Raw genomic sequence first — 20,435 nt, 5'->3', positions numbered from 1 at the left:
ACGCGCCCGGCATGGCATGCGAACGGGCGGCGCCGCGCCGCCTGTGGCCGGCCCTGGCGCTGTTGGCGCTGGCCCTGGCGGCGCTGTGCGCGCTGTCGTTGGCCAGCGGCGCACTGCAACTGGACATGGCCCGGCTGTGGCAAGGCCTGACGGGGCAAGCCGGGGCCGATGCGCTGCTGGCGCGCGAGCTGATCTTCAACGTGCGCTTGCCGCGCACCTTGCTGGCGCTGGTGGTGGGCGTGCATTTCGCGCTCTCCGGCCTGATCCTACAAACGGTGATCCGCAACCCGCTGGCCGACCCCGGCGTGGTTGGCGTCTCCGGCGGCGCCAGCCTGTTCGTCACCGGCTTCATCCTGCTGCTGGATTTTTTCAAGGCCGATGCGCTGCGTCTGGGGCTGTCGCTGTCGCTGGACATGCTGCCGTTTGCCGCCTTCGCCGGCGGCGTGGCCACGGCGGGCCTGCTGTTGGCCCTGAGCTGGCGCGGACAGGTCCAGCCGATGCGCATGGCCCTGTATGGCGTGGCCCTCGGCGCGATCCTCAACGCGGCGGCGATGTGGATCGTCGTCGGCTGGGGCGGAGGGCGCACGGAAACGACGATGCTGTGGCTGGCCGGCAGCCTGTACGGACGCGACATGGAACACGTGCGCGCGGTACTGCCGTGGCTGCTGTGCGGCACGCTGGCGCTGCTATGCATGCTGCGGCCGCTGGCCATGCTGCGCTTTCCCGACGACGTGGGGCGCTCGCTGGGCCTGGCCGTGCGTTTCTGGCGCCTGGCGGCCGTGCTGCTGGCGGTGGGGCTGGCAGCCAGCGCGGTGGCCGTCACGGGGCCGGTCGGCTTCGTCGGGCTGGTGGTGCCGCACCTGGCGCGCCAACTGGTCGGCAGTTCCCTGCCGCGCCTGGTGCCGGCCACCGCCTTGTGCGGCGCTTGCCTGATGGTGGCCGCCGACCTGGTCGGACGGGTCGCCGCCGCGCCGCTGGAATTGCCGGCGGGCGCCGTCACCACCCTGCTTGGCATCCCCCTTTTTCTGGCGCTGCTGATGCGCGCCGACTGGAACCTGAAATGACCCTGGAAGCGTACCAACTGCAACTCGGCTATGGCCGCCACATTGTCGTGCCGGCCACTTCGCTGCGGCTGGAGCCGGCCGCCATCACCTGCCTGATCGGTCCTAACGGCTGCGGCAAGTCGACCCTGCTGCGCGGCCTGGCCGGACTGCAGGCGCCTCAGTCCGGCCATGTGGAACTCGACGGCAAGGCGCTGCCGGCCTGGCCGCCCAGGGCGCTGGCGCGCGCGCTGGCGGTGCTGCCGCAGTCGCCGGCAGGACCGGATGGGTTGTCGGTACTGCAACTGGTGCGGCACGGGCGCTATCCGCACCAGGGGCTGTTCGGCGCGCTGCGCGCGCGCGACCATGCGGCCGTCGACTGGGCGCTGGAAGTGACGGGACTGGCAGCGCTGCGCGGACGCGCCCTGCAAACGCTGTCGGGCGGCGAGCGCCAGCGCGCGTGGATCGCCCTGGCGCTGGCGCAGCAGGCGCCGCTGCTGCTGCTCGACGAACCGACCACCTATCTCGATATCGGCCACCAGATCGAGGTCATGGAACTGCTGCGCACCCTCAATCGCGCGCATGGCATGACGATCGCCATGGTCTTGCACGACCTCAACCAGGCCAGCCAGTATGCGGACCGCCTGCTGGTGATGCGCGCCGGGCGCATCGTCGCCAGTGGCGCGCCGGCCGAGGTGGTCTCGGCGGCGCTGCTGCGCGAAACCTTTGGCATCGGCGTGGAACTGGTGGCGCGCGAAGACCGCGGCCGCCGCTTTCCCTACAGCCTGCCGCTGAGCCCAGCGGGCGCCTGACGCCGCTTTTTCTGCTGCCCGCCGACGCACCCCCTCCAAAGAATGCTGATAGGGATAACCGCCTGCGCTTTCGGGTGGTTTCATTAAATGAGAATCAATATCATCTGCTGACTGGCATCCGGCCTCTTGCCGGATGCGCGACTGATCTGGCCGGGCAGGTGCGCTAGCGCCGCTCCGGCATTTATTGGAGAGCAGCGAATGACGAACAAAGAATTCACGGCGTGGCCCGAGGACGCGTGCGCGCAATACGAGCGGCATGGTTACTGGCAGGCGCAGTCGCTGGGCGATTGCCTGCGGCAATGGGCGAATGCGCACGGCGACGCCACGGCGCTGGTGGAAAGGGGCATGCGGCTGAGCTACCGGCAGCTCGATGCCAGGGTCGACGACCTGGCCGCCGGCTTCGAGCAGCTCGGTATCGGTCGCGCCGACCGGGTGCTGCTGCAGCTGCCCAACAGTATCGCCTTCGTGCTGGCCAGCTTTGCCCTGTTCCGCCTCGGCGCGCTGCCGATCATGGCCATGCCGGCACAGCGGCGCACCGATATCGAGGCCTTGTGCGCGCTGGCAGAACCGGTAGCCTACATCGTCAGGGACCGCTTCCTCGGTTTCGATTACGCGGCGCTGGCGCGCGAGGTGGCGGCGGCGCGGCCGTCGCTGGCGCACCTGATCATCGATGGCGCCGATGCCGGTGCTGCCGCTGCGGGGACGACCCTGGCGCAGATCGAACAGCGTGGCGCTGCGCGCACGTCGACGCCGCCGCGGCGCGCGCCAGGACACCGCGAGACGGCCTTGCTACTGCTGTCGGGCGGCACCACCGGCACGCCCAAGCTGATTCCCCGCACCCATGCCGACTACGCCTACAACGCCCGCGCCTCGGCCCAGCTGTGCGGCCTCGATAGTACCAGCGTCTACCTGGCGGCGCTGCCTGTGGCGCACAATTTCCCGCTGGCCTGCCCCGGCGTGCTGGGCACCCTGTCCGTGGGTGGCACCGTGGTGCTGGCGCAGACGCCGGGCCCGGACGAATGCTTTCCGCTGATCGCCCGCGAACGCGTGACCTTCACGGCGCTGGTGCCGCCGCTGGTGCAGCTGTGGCTGGAAGCGCGCGCCTGGGACCGTGCCGATCTGTCCAGCCTGGCGTTCATGCAGGTGGGCGGCGCGCGTTGCGAGTCGGTGCTGGCGGCCAAGGTGGCGCCCGGATTCGGCTGCCGCCTGCAGCAGGTGTTCGGCATGGCCGAGGGCTTGCTGTGCTACACCCGCCTGGATGACCCGCAGGACGTGGTGCTGCACACCCAGGGCCGGCCGCTGTCGCCGCACGACGAGGTGCGCATCGTCGATGCCGACGGACGCGATGTGGCGCCTGGCGCTTGCGGCGAACTGCTCACGCGCGGCCCGTACACCTTGCGCGGCTACTACCGCGCCGACGAGCACAATGCCCGCACTTTCACTGCCGATGGCTATTACCGCTCGGGCGACCTGGTGCGCATGACGGTGCAGGGCAACCTGGTGGTCGAGGGACGGGTCAAGGAACAGATCAACCGGGCCGGCGAAAAGATCGCCACCGAGGAGGTCGAGCAGGCGCTGTGCTTCCATCCCGACATCACCAGCGCGGCGCTGGTCGGCCTGCCCGACGAGCGCCTGGGCGAGCGTAGCTGCGCTTTCCTGATCGTTGCGGGGCGCGAACCGGGCCTGGGCGAGCTGGCGGCCTTCCTGCAGCAGCATGGCTTGCCCCAGTACAAATGCCCGGACCAGCTCGCGTTCATCCAGGCCTGGCCGCTGACGCCGGTCGGCAAGATCGACAAGCGGCGCCTGGCGGCGCTGGCGGCGCGGCCCGCGGCCGGCGCGGCGGCAGTGGCCGTGTATGCCGAGCGCGAGCTGGTCACCGGTGCCGAGCCGATGGCGCTGGCGGCGCTGCTGGTGCAAGCTGGCCTGGCCGACGACTATGCGCTCTACGAACATCACGGCGAGTGGTCGGTCGGCCTGGGCCGCGCCGCCAGCGTGCGGGCCGACGCGGCCGGCGTGCGCCTGGAGCAGGGCGGCCAGGTGCGCGACTGGCCCGGGCCGGACCTGTGCCAGGGCGTCGCGCAGGCGCTGGCGGCGCTCCTCGTGCGCGGTTGGCGCGTCTACGGCAGCGCCAATTTCGAACTGGCCGATACGCTGCACGGCAGCGCGCCGGCGGCGGCCACGGCGCCGCTGCTGGATCTGTTCGTCCCGCAGATGGAAGTGCGCCTGCGCAGCGGCACCGCGCTGCTGCGGGCGCTTGATCCGGCGCAGCTGGAGCGGCTGGCGGGGCTGCTTGCCGGCCTGGAACGCGATTGCCTGCAGCGTCCGCGCGATGACGCGGCCGCCGCCGCGCGGCCGCGCCTGGCGCCCGACATCGCCACGTTCGAAGCTGACCAGTACCGCCGCCAAGTGGCGCAGGCGGTGGCCGAAATCGGCGCTGGCCAGTATCAAAAAGTGATCCTTTCGCGCAAGGTGCCCGTGCATGGGGCCATCGACCTGATCGCCAGCTACCTGGTGGGGCGGCGCCACAACACGCCCGCGCGCTCCTTCGTGCTGCAGCGGCCAGGCCAGGCCATCGTCGGCTTCAGCCCCGAAACCGTGGTGGAGGTCAGCGCCGCCGGCGAAGTCAGTACCCAGCCATTGGCTGGTACCCGCGCGAACGTGGGCAGCGAACAGGAGCGCGGGCGCCTGCGCCGCGAGCTCGAAAGCGACAGCAAGGAAATCGCCGAACATGCGGTTTCCGTCAAGCTCGCCGTGCAGGAGCTGGAACCGCTGTGCCGGCCCGGCTCGGTGATGGTCTCGGAATTCATGACGGTGCGCCAGCGCGGCCCGGTGCAGCACCTGGCGTCGCGCGTCAGGGGCCGGCTGGATGATGGGCGCAACGCCTGGCATGCCTTCCACGCGCTGTTCCCCGCGGTGACCGCCTCGGGCATCCCCAAGCGGCAGGCGATCGACGCCATCAACCGGCTCGAGACGTACCGGCGCGGCCCGTACAGCGGCTGCGTGTTGATCGCCGACAGCGATGGCTTCCTCGATGCCGCGCTGGTGCTGCGCGCGCTGTATCGCCAGGGCGACCAGACCTGGCTGCAGGCCGGCGCCGGCATCGTCGCGCAATCGACGCCGGAGCGCGAATTACAGGAAACCATCGAGAAATTCCGCAGCATTTCGCAATACCTGGTGGTGGCGCAATGAACGGCCCGGCGCCCCGTAATCCCTCCCTTTCAGATGAAGGAGCATTCCCCGTGAACCAGCCGCATCCGCACCCGCAAGAGCGCCCCGCGCTGACCCGGGAGGCCGTCCTCCGCCAGATTCAGGCCCTGCTGTTCGAACCGGACCTGCCGCTGGCCGATGCCGACAACTTGATCGCGCTGGGCCTCGATTCGCTCAACATCCTGCGCCTGGTCAGCCTGTGGCGCCAGGCGGGGGCGGACGTGACGTTCGCCGCCCTGATCGACAAGCCGTGCGTGGACGCCTGGCTGGCATTGCTCGCGCCGGCGCTGGCGGCATCGCCGGGTACCGCCGGGCATGCCGTCTTCGATTCGCTGCCTGAGCCGGCCGGCTTCGATCCCGACGCGCCATTCGCGCTGACGGATGTGCAGCATGCGTACTGGATCGGCCGCCAGGAACAGCAGGAACTGGGCGGCGTCGGCTGCCATGCCTACATCGAGCTCGATGGCGCCGGCGTCGAGGCCGGGCGGCTGGAGTCGGCCTGGCAGCTGGTGCAGGCGCAGCATTGCATGCTGCGCGCCAGCTTCGGCGACGATGGCTTGCAGGTGGTCAGCGCCGCGCCCGCACACCCGCGCGTGGCGGTGCATGACCTGCGCGGCCAGGACGCGGCGCAGGCCGAGGCGGTGCTCGGGCGCGTCCGCGAGCGCCTGTCGCACCGCCGCCTGGCGGTGGAGCAGGGCGAGGTGATGGGGATAGAACTGAGCCTGCTCGACGGTGGCCGCACGCGCATCCACTTCGACGTCGACCTGCTGGTGGCCGACGTGCAAAGCCTGCAGATCATCCTGCGTGACCTGGCTGCCGCTTATGCGGGCGCCACGGCGCCGGCGGCCGATCCGCAATGGCGTTTTGCGCGCTACCTGGCGCAGGAAGCGCAGCGCCGCGGACCGCGGATGGAGCAGGCCAGGCAATTCTGGCAGGAGCGCCTGGCCAGCTTGCCGGGCGCGCCGGGACTGCCCCTGCGGGTGGCGCCCGGCGCCGTGGTGCGGCCGACGTTTTCGCGCCGCACGCGGCAGCTGACGGTCGCGCAATGGAGCGGCTTGCGGCGCGCTGCGGCGGCGCACCAGGTGACGCCGGCCATGCTGCTGCTGGCCGCCTATGCGGAAGTGCTGGCGCGCTGGAGCGGCGAGGCGCGCTTCCTGATCAACATCCCCCTGTTCGACCGCCAGACGGAGCATCCCGGCATCGAGGAGGTGGTGGCCGATTTCACCAGCCTGCTGCTGTTGGGCTGCGACTTCGGCGCGGCCATGCCGTTCCTGGAACGGGTGCGGCAATTGCAGGCGCAAGTGCATGCCGACGTGGCGCACGCCGCCTATTCCGGCGTGCGCGTGCAGCGCGACCTGGCGCGCCTGCGTCAAGGCGAAGGGGTTGCCGCGCCCGTGGTGTTTGCCTGTAACCTGGGCACGCCGTTGGTCAATCCGCAGTGCCGCGCGGCGCTGGGGCAGCTTGGCTACATGATTTCGCAGACGCCGCAGGTCTGGCTCGACCACCAGGTGTATGAAATGGATGGCGGCCTGCTGCTGGCTTGGGATGCGGTCGATGCATTATTCCCGGATGGCCTGCTCGACGACATGTTCGACGCGCATGGCGCCCTGATCGAGTGGCTGGTGCGCCAGGATGGCGACTGGGACATGCCGGCGCCAGCCTTGCTGCCGCCGGCGCAGGCGCAGGTGCGCGCCGCCGTCAACGCCACGCGGCAGGCGCAGCGCGCGCGGCTGCTGCATGCGGACATCTTTGCCCAGGCCCTGGCGCAACCCGCGCAGGTGGCGCTGATCGGCGCCGCCGGCGAGACATTGAATTACGGCGAACTGGCCCAGCGCGCGCTGCGCGTGGCATCCTGCCTGCGCGACCAGGGCGTGACGCCCGGCATGCCGGTGGCGGTGAGCCTGCCGCGCGGCGTGGAACAGATCGTCGCCGTGCTGGGCGTGCTGGCGGCCGGGGCCTGTTATGTACCGGTGGGCGTGGGCCAGCCGGCCAGCCGCCGCGCGCGCATCTACCGCGCGGCCGGCATCGGCCACGTGCTGTGCCGGCGCAGCCATTGGCCCGAGCTGGAAGCGGGCGACAGCGTGCTGTTGCTGGACATGGCCACGGCCGTGCTGTATTGGCCGCTGGCGCAGCCGGTGGCCGTGGCGCCCGGCGCGCCTGCGTACGTGATCTTTACCTCCGGTTCGACGGGCGAGCCGAAGGGCGTGCAGATCGCGCACCAGGCGGCGGCCAACACGGTCGACGACATCAATGCGCGCTACGGCATCGGCGCTTCAAGCCGCGCGCTGGCGCTGTCGGCGCTCGATTTCGACCTGTCCGTGTACGACATCTTCGGCCTGCTGGGAGCCGGTGGCGCGCTGGTGCTGGTGGGCGAGGAGCAGCGGCGCGACGCGGCCGCCTGGCTGCAGCTGGTGGAAGCACACGGCGTGACGGTGTGGAATTCCGTGCCGGTGCTGCTGGACATGCTGCTGATCGTGGCGCGCAACGAGGGGCGCAGGCTGCCGCTGCGCCAGGTGATGCTGTCGGGCGACTGGATCGGCCTGGACTTGCCGCGCCGCCTGGCCGACAGCACGGGGGGCGCGGCGCGCCTGATCGCCATGGGCGGCGCGACGGAGGCGTCGATCTGGTCCAACGTGCACGAGGTGGTGGGCGAGTTGCCGGCGCATTGGACCTCGATTCCGTACGGCCGTCCGCTGGCCAACCAGCAGTACCGGGTGGCCGACGCGCAGGGGCGCGATTGCCCGGACTGGGTGGCGGGCGAATTGTGGATCGGCGGCGCGGGCGTGGCCGACGGCTACCGGGGGGCGCCGGAACTGACGGCGCAGCGTTTCGTCGAGCATGGCGGACAGCGTTGGTACCGCACGGGCGACCGCGGCCGCTACTGGCCGGACGGCACGCTGGAATTCCTGGGGCGGCTCGACCACCAGGTGAAGGTGCGCGGGCACCGCATCGAGCTGGGCGAGATCGAGACGGCGCTGACGGCGCAGGCGGGCGTCGACCAGGCGGTGGCGGTGACGGTGGGCACGCCGGCCAGCCTGGCGGCGGCGCTGGTGGTGGGCGCCGGCGTGGCGCCGCCGGAGCAGGCGGCGGCCTATGTGGAGGAATTGCGGCGCAAGCTGGCGCTGCTGCTGCCCGACTACATGGTGCCGGCCACGGTGCTGCTGCTGGACGCCTTGCCGCTGAGCGCGAACGGCAAGGTGGACCGCCGGCAGGTGGCGCAGTTGCTGGCGGCGCAGGCCGGCGCGCCAGGCGCGGCGTACGAGGCGCCGCAGGGCGAGCGCGAGGAAACGGTGGCGGCGCTGTGGCAGGAAGTGCTGGGCCAGGAACGCATCGGCCGCCGGCAAGGTTTTTTTGAACTGGGCGGCGACAGCCTGCTGGCGACGCAGGCGATGGCGCGCCTGAAGCAGGCGGGCCTGGGCTCGCCGTTGGGCTTGCGGCTGCTGTTCGTCACGCCCGTGCTGGCCGAGTTTGCGGCCCAGCTGCAGGCCGTCGCGGCGCCGGCGCAGCTGCGCCAGGTGGTGGCTGAACCGCAGTCGCGGCATCAGCCATTTGCCCTGACGGAGGTGCAGCGCGCCTACTGGATGGGGCAGACGGGCGGCTTGCCGCTCAGTTGCGGCACCTTGTACCTGGTCGAACTGGACGGCGCCGATGTCGACCTGCCACGCCTGGAGCGGGTGTGGCACCGTCTGGTGCTGCAGCACGACATGCTCAGGGCCGTGGTGGACGCCGATGGCCAGCAATGCGTGTTGGCCGAGGTGCCACCCTTGCGCATCGCGGTCGAGGAACTGGGCGGTGCCGATGCGGCAGTGGCGCAGGAGCGGCTGCACCGCCGCTGGGAAGCGCATGGCCGCGGCGAGGATGCGTGGCCGCTGCATACCCTGCACGCGCTGCGCTACGGCGCAAATCGCTGCCGGCTGGGGATTTTCTTCAATTACATGACGCTGGACGGTTTCAGCATCAAGCTCCTGCTCGACCAGCTGGCGGCCCTGTACCGCGACCCGCATGGCCCGGCGCCGGCGCCGGGGCTGTCGTTCCGCGATTACGTGGTCCAGGTGCGGCCGCAGCCGGAAGCCGTACGGCGGGCGGAGGCGTATTGGCGCGGCCGCCTGGCAGCGCTGCCGCCGGCGCCCGCGCTGCCGCTGGCGCGCGATCCGCAAACCTTGCGCGAAGCCCGCTTTGCGCGGCGCCAGGTGGTGCTGCCCGCGCCGCAATGGGGCGGCCTGTGCCAACACGCGCGCTCGCATGGCATCACGCCGTCCGTGCTGCTGCTGACGGCCTATGCGCAGGTACTGAGCCAGTGGAGCGGCGGCGTGGCCCACACCTTGAATGTGACCCTGTTCGACCGCCAGGACGTTCACCCCGACATACAGCGGGTGCTGGGCGACTTCACGTCGCTGGCGCCGGTGGCCTTCCAGCCGCAGGAGGGCGCGGGCTTGCTGCCGCTGGCGCGCGCCATGCAGCAGGAAGTCGCCGATGCGCTGGAACACCGCGAAGTGTCGTCCATCTGGATACAGCGCGAGCGCAGCCGCGGCATGGATATGGCGACCGCATCGCTGCCCGTGGTGTTTACCAGCACCCTTGGCCTGGGTGGCGGCCTGTTTGAAAACCCCGCCCAGGACTTTCCCGAGATGGTCGCCGGCGGCCTGTCGGAAACGCCGCAGGTTTGGCTCGACCATCAGCTGTACGAATACAAGGGCACCCTGGTGCTGACCTGGGACGCGGTCGAAGCGCTGTTCCCGCCCGGGATGCTCGACGATATGTTTGGCGCCTATCAAGCCTTGCTGGCCAGCCTGGCGGGTGCAGCGCCGCAGGCGGCGCTGCAGTGCCAGCTGCCGCCGGCGCAGGCGCAGGTGCGCGCCGCCGTCAACGCCACGCGGCAGGCGCAGCGCGCGCGGCTGCTGCATGCGGATATCTTTGCCCAGGCCCTGGCGCAACCCGCGCAGGTGGCGCTGATCGGCGCCGCCGGCGAGACATGGCATTACGGCGAACTGGCGCACAGGGCGCTGCAGGTGGCGGCGTATCTGCACGCGCAGGGCGTGACGCCCGGCATGCCGGTGGCGGTGAGCCTGCCGCGCGGCGTGGAGCAGATCGTCGCCGTGCTGGGCGTGCTGGCGGCCGGAGCCTGCTATGTGCCGGTGGGCGTGGGCCAGCCGGCCAGCCGCCGCGCGCGCATCCACCGCGCGGCCGGCATCGGCCACGTGCTGTGCCGGCGCAGCCATTGGCCCGAGCTGGAAGCGGGCGATACGGCCGCCTTGCTGGACCTGGCGCTGGCGCAGGAACACGCGGCATTGGCGCAGCCGGTGGCCGTGGCGGCCGGCGCGCCTGCGTACGTGATCTTTACCTCCGGTTCGACGGGCGAGCCGAAGGGCGTGCAGATCGCGCACCAGGCGGCGGCCAATACGGTCGACGACATCAATGCGCGCTACGGCATCGGCGCTTCAAGCCGCGCGCTGGCGCTGTCGGCGCTCGATTTCGACCTGTCCGTGTACGACATCTTCGGCTTGCTGGGAGCGGGCGGCGCGCTGGTGCTGGTGGGCGAGGAGCAGCGGCGCGACGCGGCCGCCTGGCTGCAGCTGGTGGAAGCACACGGCGTGACGGTGTGGAATTCCGTGCCGGTGCTGCTGGACATGCTGCTGATCGTGGCGCGCAACGAGGGGCGCAGGCTGCCGCTGCGCCAGGTGATGCTGTCGGGCGACTGGATCGGCCTGGACTTGCCGCGCCGCCTGGCCGACAGCACGGGGGGCGCGGCGCGCCTGATCGCCATGGGCGGCGCGACAGAGGCGTCGATCTGGTCCAACGTGCACGAGGTGGTGGGCGAGTTGCCGGCGCATTGGACCTCGATTCCGTACGGCCGTCCGCTGGCCAACCAGCAGTACCGGGTGGCCGACGCGCAGGGGCGCGATTGCCCGGACTGGGTGGCGGGCGAATTGTGGATCGGCGGCGCGGGCGTGGCCGACGGCTACCGGGGGGCGCCGGAACTGACGGCGCAGCGTTTCGTCGAGCATGGCGGACAGCGCTGGTACCGCACGGGCGACCGCGGCCGCTACTGGCCGGACGGCACGCTGGAATTCCTGGGGCGGCTCGACCACCAGGTGAAGGTGCGCGGGCACCGCATCGAGCTGGGCGAGATCGAGACGGCGCTGACGGCGCAGGCGGGCGTCGACCAGGCGGTGGCGGTGACGGTGGGCACGCCGGCCAGCCTGGCGGCGGCGCTGGTGGTGGGCGCCGGCGTGGCGCCGCCGGAGCAGGCGGCGGCCTATGTGGAGGAATTGCGGCGCAAGCTGGCGCTGCTGCTGCCCGACTACATGGTGCCGGCCACGGTGCTGCTGCTGGACGCCTTGCCGCTGAGCGCGAACGGCAAGGTGGACCGCCGGCAGGTGGCGCAGTTGCTGGCGGCGCAGGCCGGCGCGCCAGGCGCGGCGTACGAGGCGCCGCAGGGCGAGCGCGAGGAAACGGTGGCGGCGTTGTGGCAGGAAGTGCTGGGCCAGGAACGCATCGGCCGCCGGCAAGGTTTTTTTGAACTGGGCGGCGACAGCTTGCTGGCGACGCAGGCGATGGCGCGCCTGAAGCAGGCGGGCCTGGGCTCGCCGCTGGGCTTGCGGCTGCTGTTCGTCACGCCCGTGCTGGCCGAGTTTGCGGCCCAGCTGCAGGCCGTCGCGGCGCCGGCGCAGCTGCGCCAGGTGGTGGCCGAACCGCAGTCGCGGCATCAGCCATTTGCCCTGACGGAGGTGCAGCGCGCCTACTGGATGGGGCAGACGGGCGGCTTGCCGCTCAGTTGCGGCACGCATTATCTGGTGGAACTCGATGGCGCGGATGTCGACCTGACGCGCCTCGAACAGGCGTGGAACCGCCTGGTGCAACGGCACGACATGCTGCGCGTGCTGATCGGCGAGGATGGCTTGCAGCGGGTGCAGGAGCAGGTGCCGGCCGTGCGCATCGCGCTCGACGCGGTGCCCGCCACATCGCCGCAGGAGGCGCAGGCACGGCTGCACCTGGCGTGGGAAGAGCAGGCGCCGGCGCTTGGCCATTGGCCGCTGTTCGAACTGAAGGCGGTGCCTTATCGCGGCGATGGTGGCGGGCTGCGCTGCCGTATCGGCATGTTCCTGAACTATATGGCGCTCGATGGTTACAGCATCAAGCTGCTGCTCAACGAACTGGCATTGCTGTACGGCAACGATGCTGCCGTGCTGCCCGCCTGCGCCATCACCTTCCGTGATTACGTGACCCAGGTGCAGCCCGATCCGCTGGCGCTGGACAAGGCCGAAACGTATTGGCGCGGCCGCCTGGCCGAGCTGCCGCCGGCGCCTGCGCTGCCGCTGGCGCGCGATCCGCAATCGCTGGCGACGGTGCGTTTTCGCCGCCGCGCCGCGCGCCTGGATGCCGCCTGCTGGCAAGTCCTGCGTCAGCAGGCGCGGCGGCATGGCATCACGCCGTCCGTGCTGGTGCTGACGGTGTATGCGCAGATCCTGAGCCAGTGGAGCGGCGGCGTCGCCCACACCCTGAACCTGACCCTGTTCGACCGCCAGGACGTGCATGCCGATATCGAGCACGTGCTGGGCGACTTCACGTCGCTGGCGCCGGTGGCCTTCCAGCCGCGGGAGGGCGCGGGCTTGCTGCCGCTGGCGCGCGCCATGCAGCAGGAAATCGCCGACGCGCTGGAGCATCGCGAGGTGTCCTCGGTATGGGTGCAGCGCGAACGGGCAAAAAGCGTGGGCATGGCGGCAGCCGCCTTGCCGGTGGTATTTACCAGCACGCTGGGCATCGCCGACAGCCTGTTCGACCAGGCCCTGCCAGCGGGCTTCCCCGACCTGGTCGATGGCGGCCTGTCGGAGACGCCGCAGGTTTGGCTCGACCACCAGATGTACGAACACCACGGCGAGTTGCTGTTTTCCTGGGATGCCGTCGATGAGCTGTTCCCGGACGGCATGATCGACAGCATGTTTGCCGCCTTTGTCGCGGCGCTGAAGGGGCTCGATGGCGTGGCGTGGGATGCGCCGCAGGCGGCGCTGCAGTGCCAGCTGCCGCCGGCGCAGGCGCAGGTGCGCGCCGCCGTCAACGCCACGCGGCAGGCGCAGCGCGCGCGGCTGCTGCATGCGGACATCTTTGCCCAGGCCCTGGCGCAACCCGCGCAGGTGGCGCTGATCGGCGCCGCCGGCGAGACATTGAATTACGGCGAACTGGCCCAGCGCGCGCTGCGCGTGGCATCCTGCCTGCGCGACCAGGGCGTGACGCCCGGCATGCCGGTGGCGGTGAGCCTGCCGCGCGGCGTGGAACAGATCGTCGCCGTGCTGGGCGTGCTGGCGGCCGGGGCCTGTTATGTACCGGTGGGCGTGGGCCAGCCGGCCAGCCGCCGCGCGCGCATCCACCGCGCGGCCGGCATCGGCCACGTGCTGTGCCGGCGCAGCCATTGGCCCGAGCTGGAAGCGGGCGATACGGCCGCCTTGCTGGACCTGGCGCTGGCGCAGGAACACGCGGCATTGGCGCAGCCGGTGGCCGTGGCGGCCGGCGCGCCTGCGTACGTGATCTTTACCTCCGGTTCGACGGGCGAGCCGAAGGGCGTGCAGATCGCGCACCAGGCGGCGGCCAACACGGTCGACGACATCAATGCACGCTACGGCATCGGCGCTTCAAGCCGCGCGCTGGCGCTGTCGGCGCTCGATTTCGACCTGTCCGTGTACGACATCTTCGGCCTGCTGGGAGCGGGCGGCGCGCTGGTGCTGGTGGGCGAGGAGCAGCGGCGCGACGCTGCCGCCTGGCTGCAGCTGGTGGAAGCACACGGCGTGACGGTGTGGAATTCCGTGCCGGTGCTGCTGGACATGCTGCTGATCGTGGCGCGCAACGAGGGACGCAGGCTGCCGCTGCGCCAGGTGATGCTGTCGGGCGACTGGATCGGCCTGGACTTGCCGCGCCGCCTGGCCGACAGCACGGGGGGCGCGGCGCGCCTGATCGCCATGGGCGGCGCGACGGAGGCGTCGATCTGGTCCAACGTGCACGAGGTGGTGGGCGAGCTGCCGGCGCATTGGACCTCGATTCCGTACGGCCGTCCGCTGGCCAACCAGCAGTACCGGGTGGCCGACGCGCAGGGGCGCGATTGCCCGGACTGGGTGGCGGGCGAATTGTGGATCGGCGGCGCGGGCGTGGCCGACGGCTACCGGGGGGCGCCGGAACTGACGGCGCAGCGTTTCGTCGAGCATGGCGGACAGCGCTGGTACCGCACGGGCGATCGCGGCCGCTACTGGCCGGACGGCACGCTGGAATTTCTGGGGCGGCTCGACCACCAGGTGAAGGTGCGCGGGCACCGCATCGAGCTGGGCGAGATCGAGACGGCGCTGACGGCGCAGGCGGGCGTCGACCAGGCGGTGGCGGTGACGGTGGGCACGCCGGCCAGCCTGGCGGCGGCGCTGGTGGTGGGCGCCGGCGTGGCGCCGCCGGAGCAGGCGGCGGCCTATGTGGAGGAATTGCGGCGCAAGCTGGCGCTGCTGTTGCCCGACTACATGGTGCCGGCCACGGTGCTGCTGCTGGACGCCTTGCCGCTGAGCGCGAATGGCAAGGTGGACCGCCGGCAGGTGGCGCAGCGCCTGGGCGACTTGTCGCGCTGCGAGCGCATTTACCGGGGACCGGGCGACGCGTTGGAAGCGGCCGTCGCGGCCATCTGGGAAGAAGTGCTCAAGCGCGAACGGATTTCGTGCGACGACGATTTCTTTGCGATCGGCGGCGATAGCCTCAGCGCCACGCGCATCGTCGCGCTGTTGCAGGAGCGCCGGGTCGCACCGGGCGCGGTGCCGCTGCGCATGCTGTTTGGCGCGCCCAACATCGCGGCGCTGGCGGCGCAGGTGCGGGCGCAATGGCAGGAACTGGGCGCCGTCGGCGTTTCCGGTGATGAACTGATTTTCGAGGAGGGTGCACTGTGAGTCTGAAAGAAAATGCGCAAGCAGGAGTGGAAAGCGTTCCCGCCATGTTGACCCGTTTGCAGGCCCTGGGCGTGCATCTGTGGAGTGAAGACGGGCAATTGCGCTTCAAGGCGCCGGCCGGGGTACTGAGCGAGACGCTGCGCAGCGAAATCAAGGTGGCAAGGGAGGCGCTGTTGCGCCATCTGGAGCGCGCGGCAGGGCGCCGCCTGGAAGCGGACATAAAGGCGCGGCACGCGCCGTTTCCGCTGACCGATCTGCAACTGGCCTATCTGGTCGGGCGCACCCGCCTGTACGATTACGGCGGCGTGGGCTGCCACAGTTATATCGAGCTCGATTTGCCGGCAATCGACGCCGCCGCCCTGGAGCAGGCGTGGCACCGGCTGATCCTGCGCCACGACATGCTGCGCGCGGTCGTCTCGCCGGAAGGCCACCAGGCCGTGCTGCGCCATGTCGCGCTGCCCGCCTTGCGGCACCTGGACGTGCGCGGCATCGGTGCCGCGGCGGCCGCCGCGGCGCTGGCGGGCGTGCGCGAGGAAATGGGACAGCGCTGCTACGTCACCGACCAGTGGCCGCTGCACGAGCTGCGCCTGAGCAGCCACGATGGCGGCGCGGTGCTGCATTTTTCCATCGACTTGCTGATCGCCGACTTCGCCAGCATCCAGATCATGCTGGCCGAGCTGGGGCAGTTCTATCACCAGCCGGCGCTGCAGCCCGAGCCGCTGCAGATCGGCTACCGCGACCTGGTGCTGGCGCAGCGCGCGGCCGGCGCCGATGCGCAGGCGGCGGCGCGCATGGAGCGCGACCGCCTGTACTGGCACGGTCGCATCGACGCGGGCTTTCCCGCGCCGCCCGAGCTGCCCGTGCTCACGCGCGAGGAGCGCGCCTTGACGGAGGCCGAGCCGGTGCGTTTCGAGCGCCTGCATTTCGAGCTGGCGCCGCAACAGTGGCAAAGCCTGCGCGTGCGCGCCGCCGCCTGCGGCAATACCACCTCGAGCGTGGTGCTGTCGGCGTTTGCCGATATCCTGGGGCGCTGGTCACGGCGCCAGCAGTTCTGCCTGAATCTGACCTTGCTGAACCGGCCGGCCCTGCACCCGGACGTCAATCGCGTGGTGGGCGATTTCATCGCCGTCAACGTGCTGGCCGTGGAACCGCAGCCGCAAACGAGTTTTTCCGCGCGTGCCGCCCAGTTGCAGCAGCGCCTGCTGCAAGACATGGAGCACGGCAGCTTTACGGGCATCGACGTATTGCGCGAACTGAGCCAGCGCAATGGCCGCCAGACCATCGTGCCGGTGGTGTTTACCAGCACGGTCGGGGTCAGCGGCGAGGGACTCGACGGCAATGACTTCATGCAGGGTGCCAGCCTGCGCTACGGCATCACGCAAACGCCGCAGGTCTGGCTCGATTGCCAGGTAACGGAGCGGGGCGCTACCCTGCACGTCGACTGGGACGTGCGCGGCGGCGTCTTCAAGGCCGGCGTCATCGGTCCCGCCTTCGCCGCGTTTACCGATTTGCTGGAGCGGCTGGCCGACGGCGACGCGGCCTGGCAGGCGCGCCAGGGCGTGCCCCTGCCGGCGGCGACGCAGGCCGTGCGCGCCGCCGTCAACCGCAGCTGGCGCGCGCCGTCCGAAGACCTGCTGCACAGCGGCTTTTGCCGCCAGGTGCAGGCAGCTCCCGAAGCCGTGGCGCTGGTGGCCGATGAGCGCGCATGGTCTTACGGCGAACTGGGCGCCTGGGCCGCGCGCATCGCCGCGCTGCTGCGTCATGCGGGCTGCGATGCGGCCAAGGCAGCGCCGGTGGCCATCGTGCTCGACAAGGGCGCCGCGCAGATCGCTGCCGTGCTGGGCGCGCTGCTGGCCGGCGCCAGCTATGTGCCGCTCGACGCGCGCCAGCCCCGGCTGCGGCGCGATGCCATCCTGGCCGACGTGGGAGCGCAGTTCGTGCTGAGCGATACCGCGCAGCTGGCGGCGCATCCTGGCGACACCTGGCCGGCCGGGCTGCAGTGCATCGCCGTCGACGGCCTGGAGCAGGGCAGCCACGCCGCCGCGGCCTTGCGCCAGGCGCTGGCGCAGCCGACGCTGCATCCCGACCGGCCGGCCTACATACTTTACACGTCCGGCACCACGGGCGCGCCCAAGGGCGTGGTGGTCAGCCACCGCGCGGCCCTGAACACGGTGGCCGACATCAACCGCCGCTTCGCTGTCGGCGCGGCGGACCGCGTGCTGGGCCTGGCCAACTTCAATTTCGACCTGTCGGTATGGGACATGTTCGGCGCCTTCAACGCGGGCGCCGCGCTGGTGCTGCCGCAGGCGCAGCGGCGCGGCGATCCCGGCCACTGGGCAGAACTGGCGGCCGCGCACAAGGTCACCTTGTGGAATTCGGTGCCGGCGCAGATGCAGATGCTGATGAGCCTGATTGACGGCCAGCCGGGCGTGGCGGCCCAGCTGGCGACGCTGCGCCTGGTGATGCTGTCGGGCGACTGGATTCCCCTGTCGCTGCCGCCGCAACTGCGGGCGCGTTGCCCGGCGGCGCGGCTGGTCAGCCTGGGCGGGCCGACGGAAACGGCGATCTGGTGCGTCTGGCATCCGATCGGCGAGAGCGCGCCTGGTGCCGCCAGCATTCCGTACGGCACCCCGCTGGACAATCACCGCCTGTACATCCTCAACGACAGCCTGGAGGATTGCCCGGACTGGGTGGCCGGGCAGATGTACATCGGCGGCGCGGGGCTGGCGCTCGGCTATGCCAACGATGCCGCGCGCACGGCGCAGTCCTTTATCGATCACCCGCTCAGCGGGGAACGCCTGTACCGCAGCGGCGACATGGGCCGCTACCGTCCCGATGGCGTGATCGAAATCCTCGGCCGCGAAGACCGGCAAGTCAAGATCCTGGGGCACCGCATCGAGCTGGGCGAAGTCGAGGCGGCGGCGCTGGCGCAGCCCGGCGTGGGCCAGGCGGCGGCGCTGGTGCTGGCCGGGCCGTCGCTGGCGCTGGCCGTGGTGGCGGCGGCGGGCGCAGGCGAAGCGCAGTTGGCCGGCCTGCGGGCGGGCATGGCCGCGCGTTTGCCCGACTACATGGTGCCGGTGCAGATACGCCAGCTTGAAGCGTTGCCGCTGAGCGTGAACGGCAAGATCGACCGCAACGCGCTGGGCGCGCTGCTGGCGGCGGCACCGGCCGGTCCGGCGCGTGTCTACCAGGCGCCGCGCACCGACGGCATCGAAGGGGCGCTGGCGGCTGTCTGGTGTGAGTTGCTGGGGCTGGAGCGGGTGGCGCGCGACGACGATTTCTTCCAGATCGGCGGTTCGAGCCTGTCCGCCATCGCGCTGCTGAGCAAGCTGATGGCGCAGGGCCACGCCGTCGATATCGAGCTCATTTTCGGCAATACGCTGTTCCACGACATGGCGCAGGCGCTGGAGCGCTCGCGCGAACGCGAGAATGCCTTCCTGGCCGGCATCGACCTGGACGCCATCGCCGCCACGGCGCTGGCCGGTGTCGGCGCGGCCAGTCCGCATGACCCGGCGCAGCCGCCGCGGCGCCTGCTGCTGACGGGCGCCACCGGCTACCTGGGCATCTATACGCTGGCGGCCCTGCTGGCCGGGGGCGCATATGAAATCCATTGCCTGGTGCGTTGCGACGACGTGGCCGCGGGCCGCCAGCGCCTGCGCCTGGCGGCCGCGCAAAAGGGCTTGCGCCTGGATGCCGACGCCGCGCAACTGCATATCGTGTGCGGCGACGTGGCGCAGGAGCGCCTCGGCGTGGACGCGGAGCGCTATCGCTGGCTGAGCGAGCATATCGACTGCATCGTCCACGGCGCCTCGATGATCAACCTGATGGACCCGCTGGCGCGCCTGTATCCGACCAATGTGCTGGGGGCGGCGCGCATCATCGAACTGGCGGCCAGCGCGCGCGTCAAGCCGGTGCACTATATCTCCACCATCGCCGTGCACCACGCGCTGCCGGAAGGCGCGCCCGAACCGGTGGCCGAGACTGTCGCGGCCAGCGACGCCTGGGCGCAGCTGCGCCTGACCTATGAACAGAGCAAGACGATGGCCGAGCAGCTGTTTTACCGCGCGCGCCTGGCCGGGATACCTGTCAATGTGCTGCGCCCCGGCACCATTACCTGGGACAGCGGCTTGCACAGCGACCGGCAGGACGGCGCCGGGCCCTACATCAATGACGATGCCTTCCTGAAGTTCTACCGCGCCTGTCTGGCGGTGTCGGCGTATCCCCGTTCGGCGCTGACGATCAATATCGTGCCGGTCGACTACGTGGCCCGCGCCATCGCTTGCGTGGTGGCCTCGGCCACCGGCGCCAGCACCAATTACCACTTGGTGTCGCAGCGCAGCATACCGGTGGACCAGGTCTACCGCGCGTTGGGCGAGATGGGCTGCGTCTTCGATGCGCTGGACTTCCCGCAGTGGAAGGCGCGCCTGCAGGACAGCTTCGTCGAGGGGTTCGTCAACCTGTACTTCCGCGACGGCATGGACAGCGGCGGCCACCACCAGTATGCCAGCGACGCCTTGCGCCAGGTGCTGGAGCACCATGGCGTGGCCGGCTTCGAGGTGGGTCCCGATTACCTGGCGTTGTTGTACCGGCAGTTCAACAATGCCGTCGCCGGGGTGGCGCCATGAGCGGCGCCGTGCTGGCCCGGCCAGCCGCCACCGATGACCCTGCGCGCTGGTTCCGCACCTGGCAGCCACGCCCGCAGGCCAGGCAAAGGCTGATCTGCCTGGCGCACGCGGGCGGCGCGGCCAGCTTTTACCGCAGCTGGGGCGCAGCCCTGCCGCCATCGATCGAACTGGTGGCGGTGCAGTATCCGGGCCGCGAGGAGCGCATTGCGGAAGCCCCGCTGGGCAACCTGGCGGAACTGGTCGAACGCATCGCCGCTGGCCTGGAGCGCCTGCCGTACTTGCTGGACCGGCCCTACATCCTGTTTGGCCACAGCATGGGCGCCGCCGTGGCGCACGAACTGTACCTGGCGCTGCGGCGGCGCGGCCGGCCGCTGCCCGGCCGCCTGGTGGTGTCGGCGTGCGAAGGGCCGGCCCGGCACAGGCCCGGCCTGCTGCATGCGGGTTCGGACGAGGCCCTGAAGCGGGAAATGTTCAAGCTGGGCGGCACCAACGCGGCGCTGGCCGGCATGACCGAGCTGCTCGACCTGGTGCTGCCCGTGATGCGCGGCGACTACCGGGTGATCGAAACGCATGTGCCGGCGCCGGACAGGGCGCCGATCGCCGCACCCATCAGCGCCTTCACGGGTCTGGCCGATACCGAACTCGAGCCCGGCGACGCGCAGGCCTGGGCCGGCGAGACGGCCGCCGCCTTCGAGCAGCAAGCCTTCCCCGGCGGGCATTTTTACCTGATCGAGCAGCGCGATGCCGTGCTGGCCGCCTTGTTGCAGCGCTTCGGCGCACTGGGCGGGCAGTGGCCGAGTACGCCGTGAAGCGGCGTGCGGTCCCCTGAAAAGTTGCCGA

The 20,435-nt window shown here is 70.9% G+C and carries 6 protein-coding genes; all 6 read left to right on the top strand.

Annotation, left to right across the window (positions count from 1 at the left end; translation table 11 throughout):
* The first annotated feature begins 11 nt into the window (after positions 1-11).
* The 6 genes from AC3RCJ_RS19445 (at position 12) to AC3RCJ_RS19420 (ending at position 20,404) form a co-directional block, all read left to right on the top strand.
* A complete protein-coding gene (locus AC3RCJ_RS19445) occupies positions 12-1,064 on the top strand; it encodes a FecCD family ABC transporter permease (RefSeq protein WP_492964771.1) in 1,053 nt (350 codons plus the stop codon).
* A complete protein-coding gene (locus tag AC3RCJ_RS19440) occupies positions 1,061-1,852 on the top strand; it encodes an ABC transporter ATP-binding protein (protein WP_492964769.1) in 792 nt (263 codons plus the stop codon). The genes AC3RCJ_RS19445 and AC3RCJ_RS19440 overlap by 4 nt, the downstream gene beginning before the upstream one ends.
* A 198-nt stretch (positions 1,853-2,050) precedes the next feature.
* The gene (locus tag AC3RCJ_RS19435; RefSeq protein WP_492964767.1) at positions 2,051-5,041 is read left to right on the top strand and encodes a salicylate synthase; all 2,991 of its coding nucleotides are present in this window, start codon (positions 2,051-2,053) and stop codon (positions 5,039-5,041) included.
* A gap of 50 nt (positions 5,042-5,091) precedes the next feature.
* A complete protein-coding gene (locus tag AC3RCJ_RS19430; protein ID WP_492964765.1) occupies positions 5,092-14,970 on the top strand; it encodes a non-ribosomal peptide synthetase in 9,879 nt (3,292 codons plus the stop codon).
* A complete protein-coding gene (locus tag AC3RCJ_RS19425) occupies positions 14,967-19,595 on the top strand; it encodes a non-ribosomal peptide synthetase (protein WP_492964763.1) in 4,629 nt (1,542 codons plus the stop codon). The genes AC3RCJ_RS19430 and AC3RCJ_RS19425 overlap by 4 nt, the downstream gene beginning before the upstream one ends.
* The gene (locus tag AC3RCJ_RS19420; RefSeq protein WP_492961344.1) at positions 19,592-20,404 is read left to right on the top strand and encodes a thioesterase II family protein; all 813 of its coding nucleotides are present in this window, start codon (positions 19,592-19,594) and stop codon (positions 20,402-20,404) included. The genes AC3RCJ_RS19425 and AC3RCJ_RS19420 overlap by 4 nt, the downstream gene beginning before the upstream one ends.
* Positions 20,405-20,435 lie beyond the last annotated feature (31 nt).

This window comes from Janthinobacterium sp. GW822-FHT07H11 (assembly GCF_058798615.1).
The sequence above is the reverse complement of the archived record's forward strand: the minus strand, read 5'-3'. Positions and strand labels throughout refer to the sequence as shown.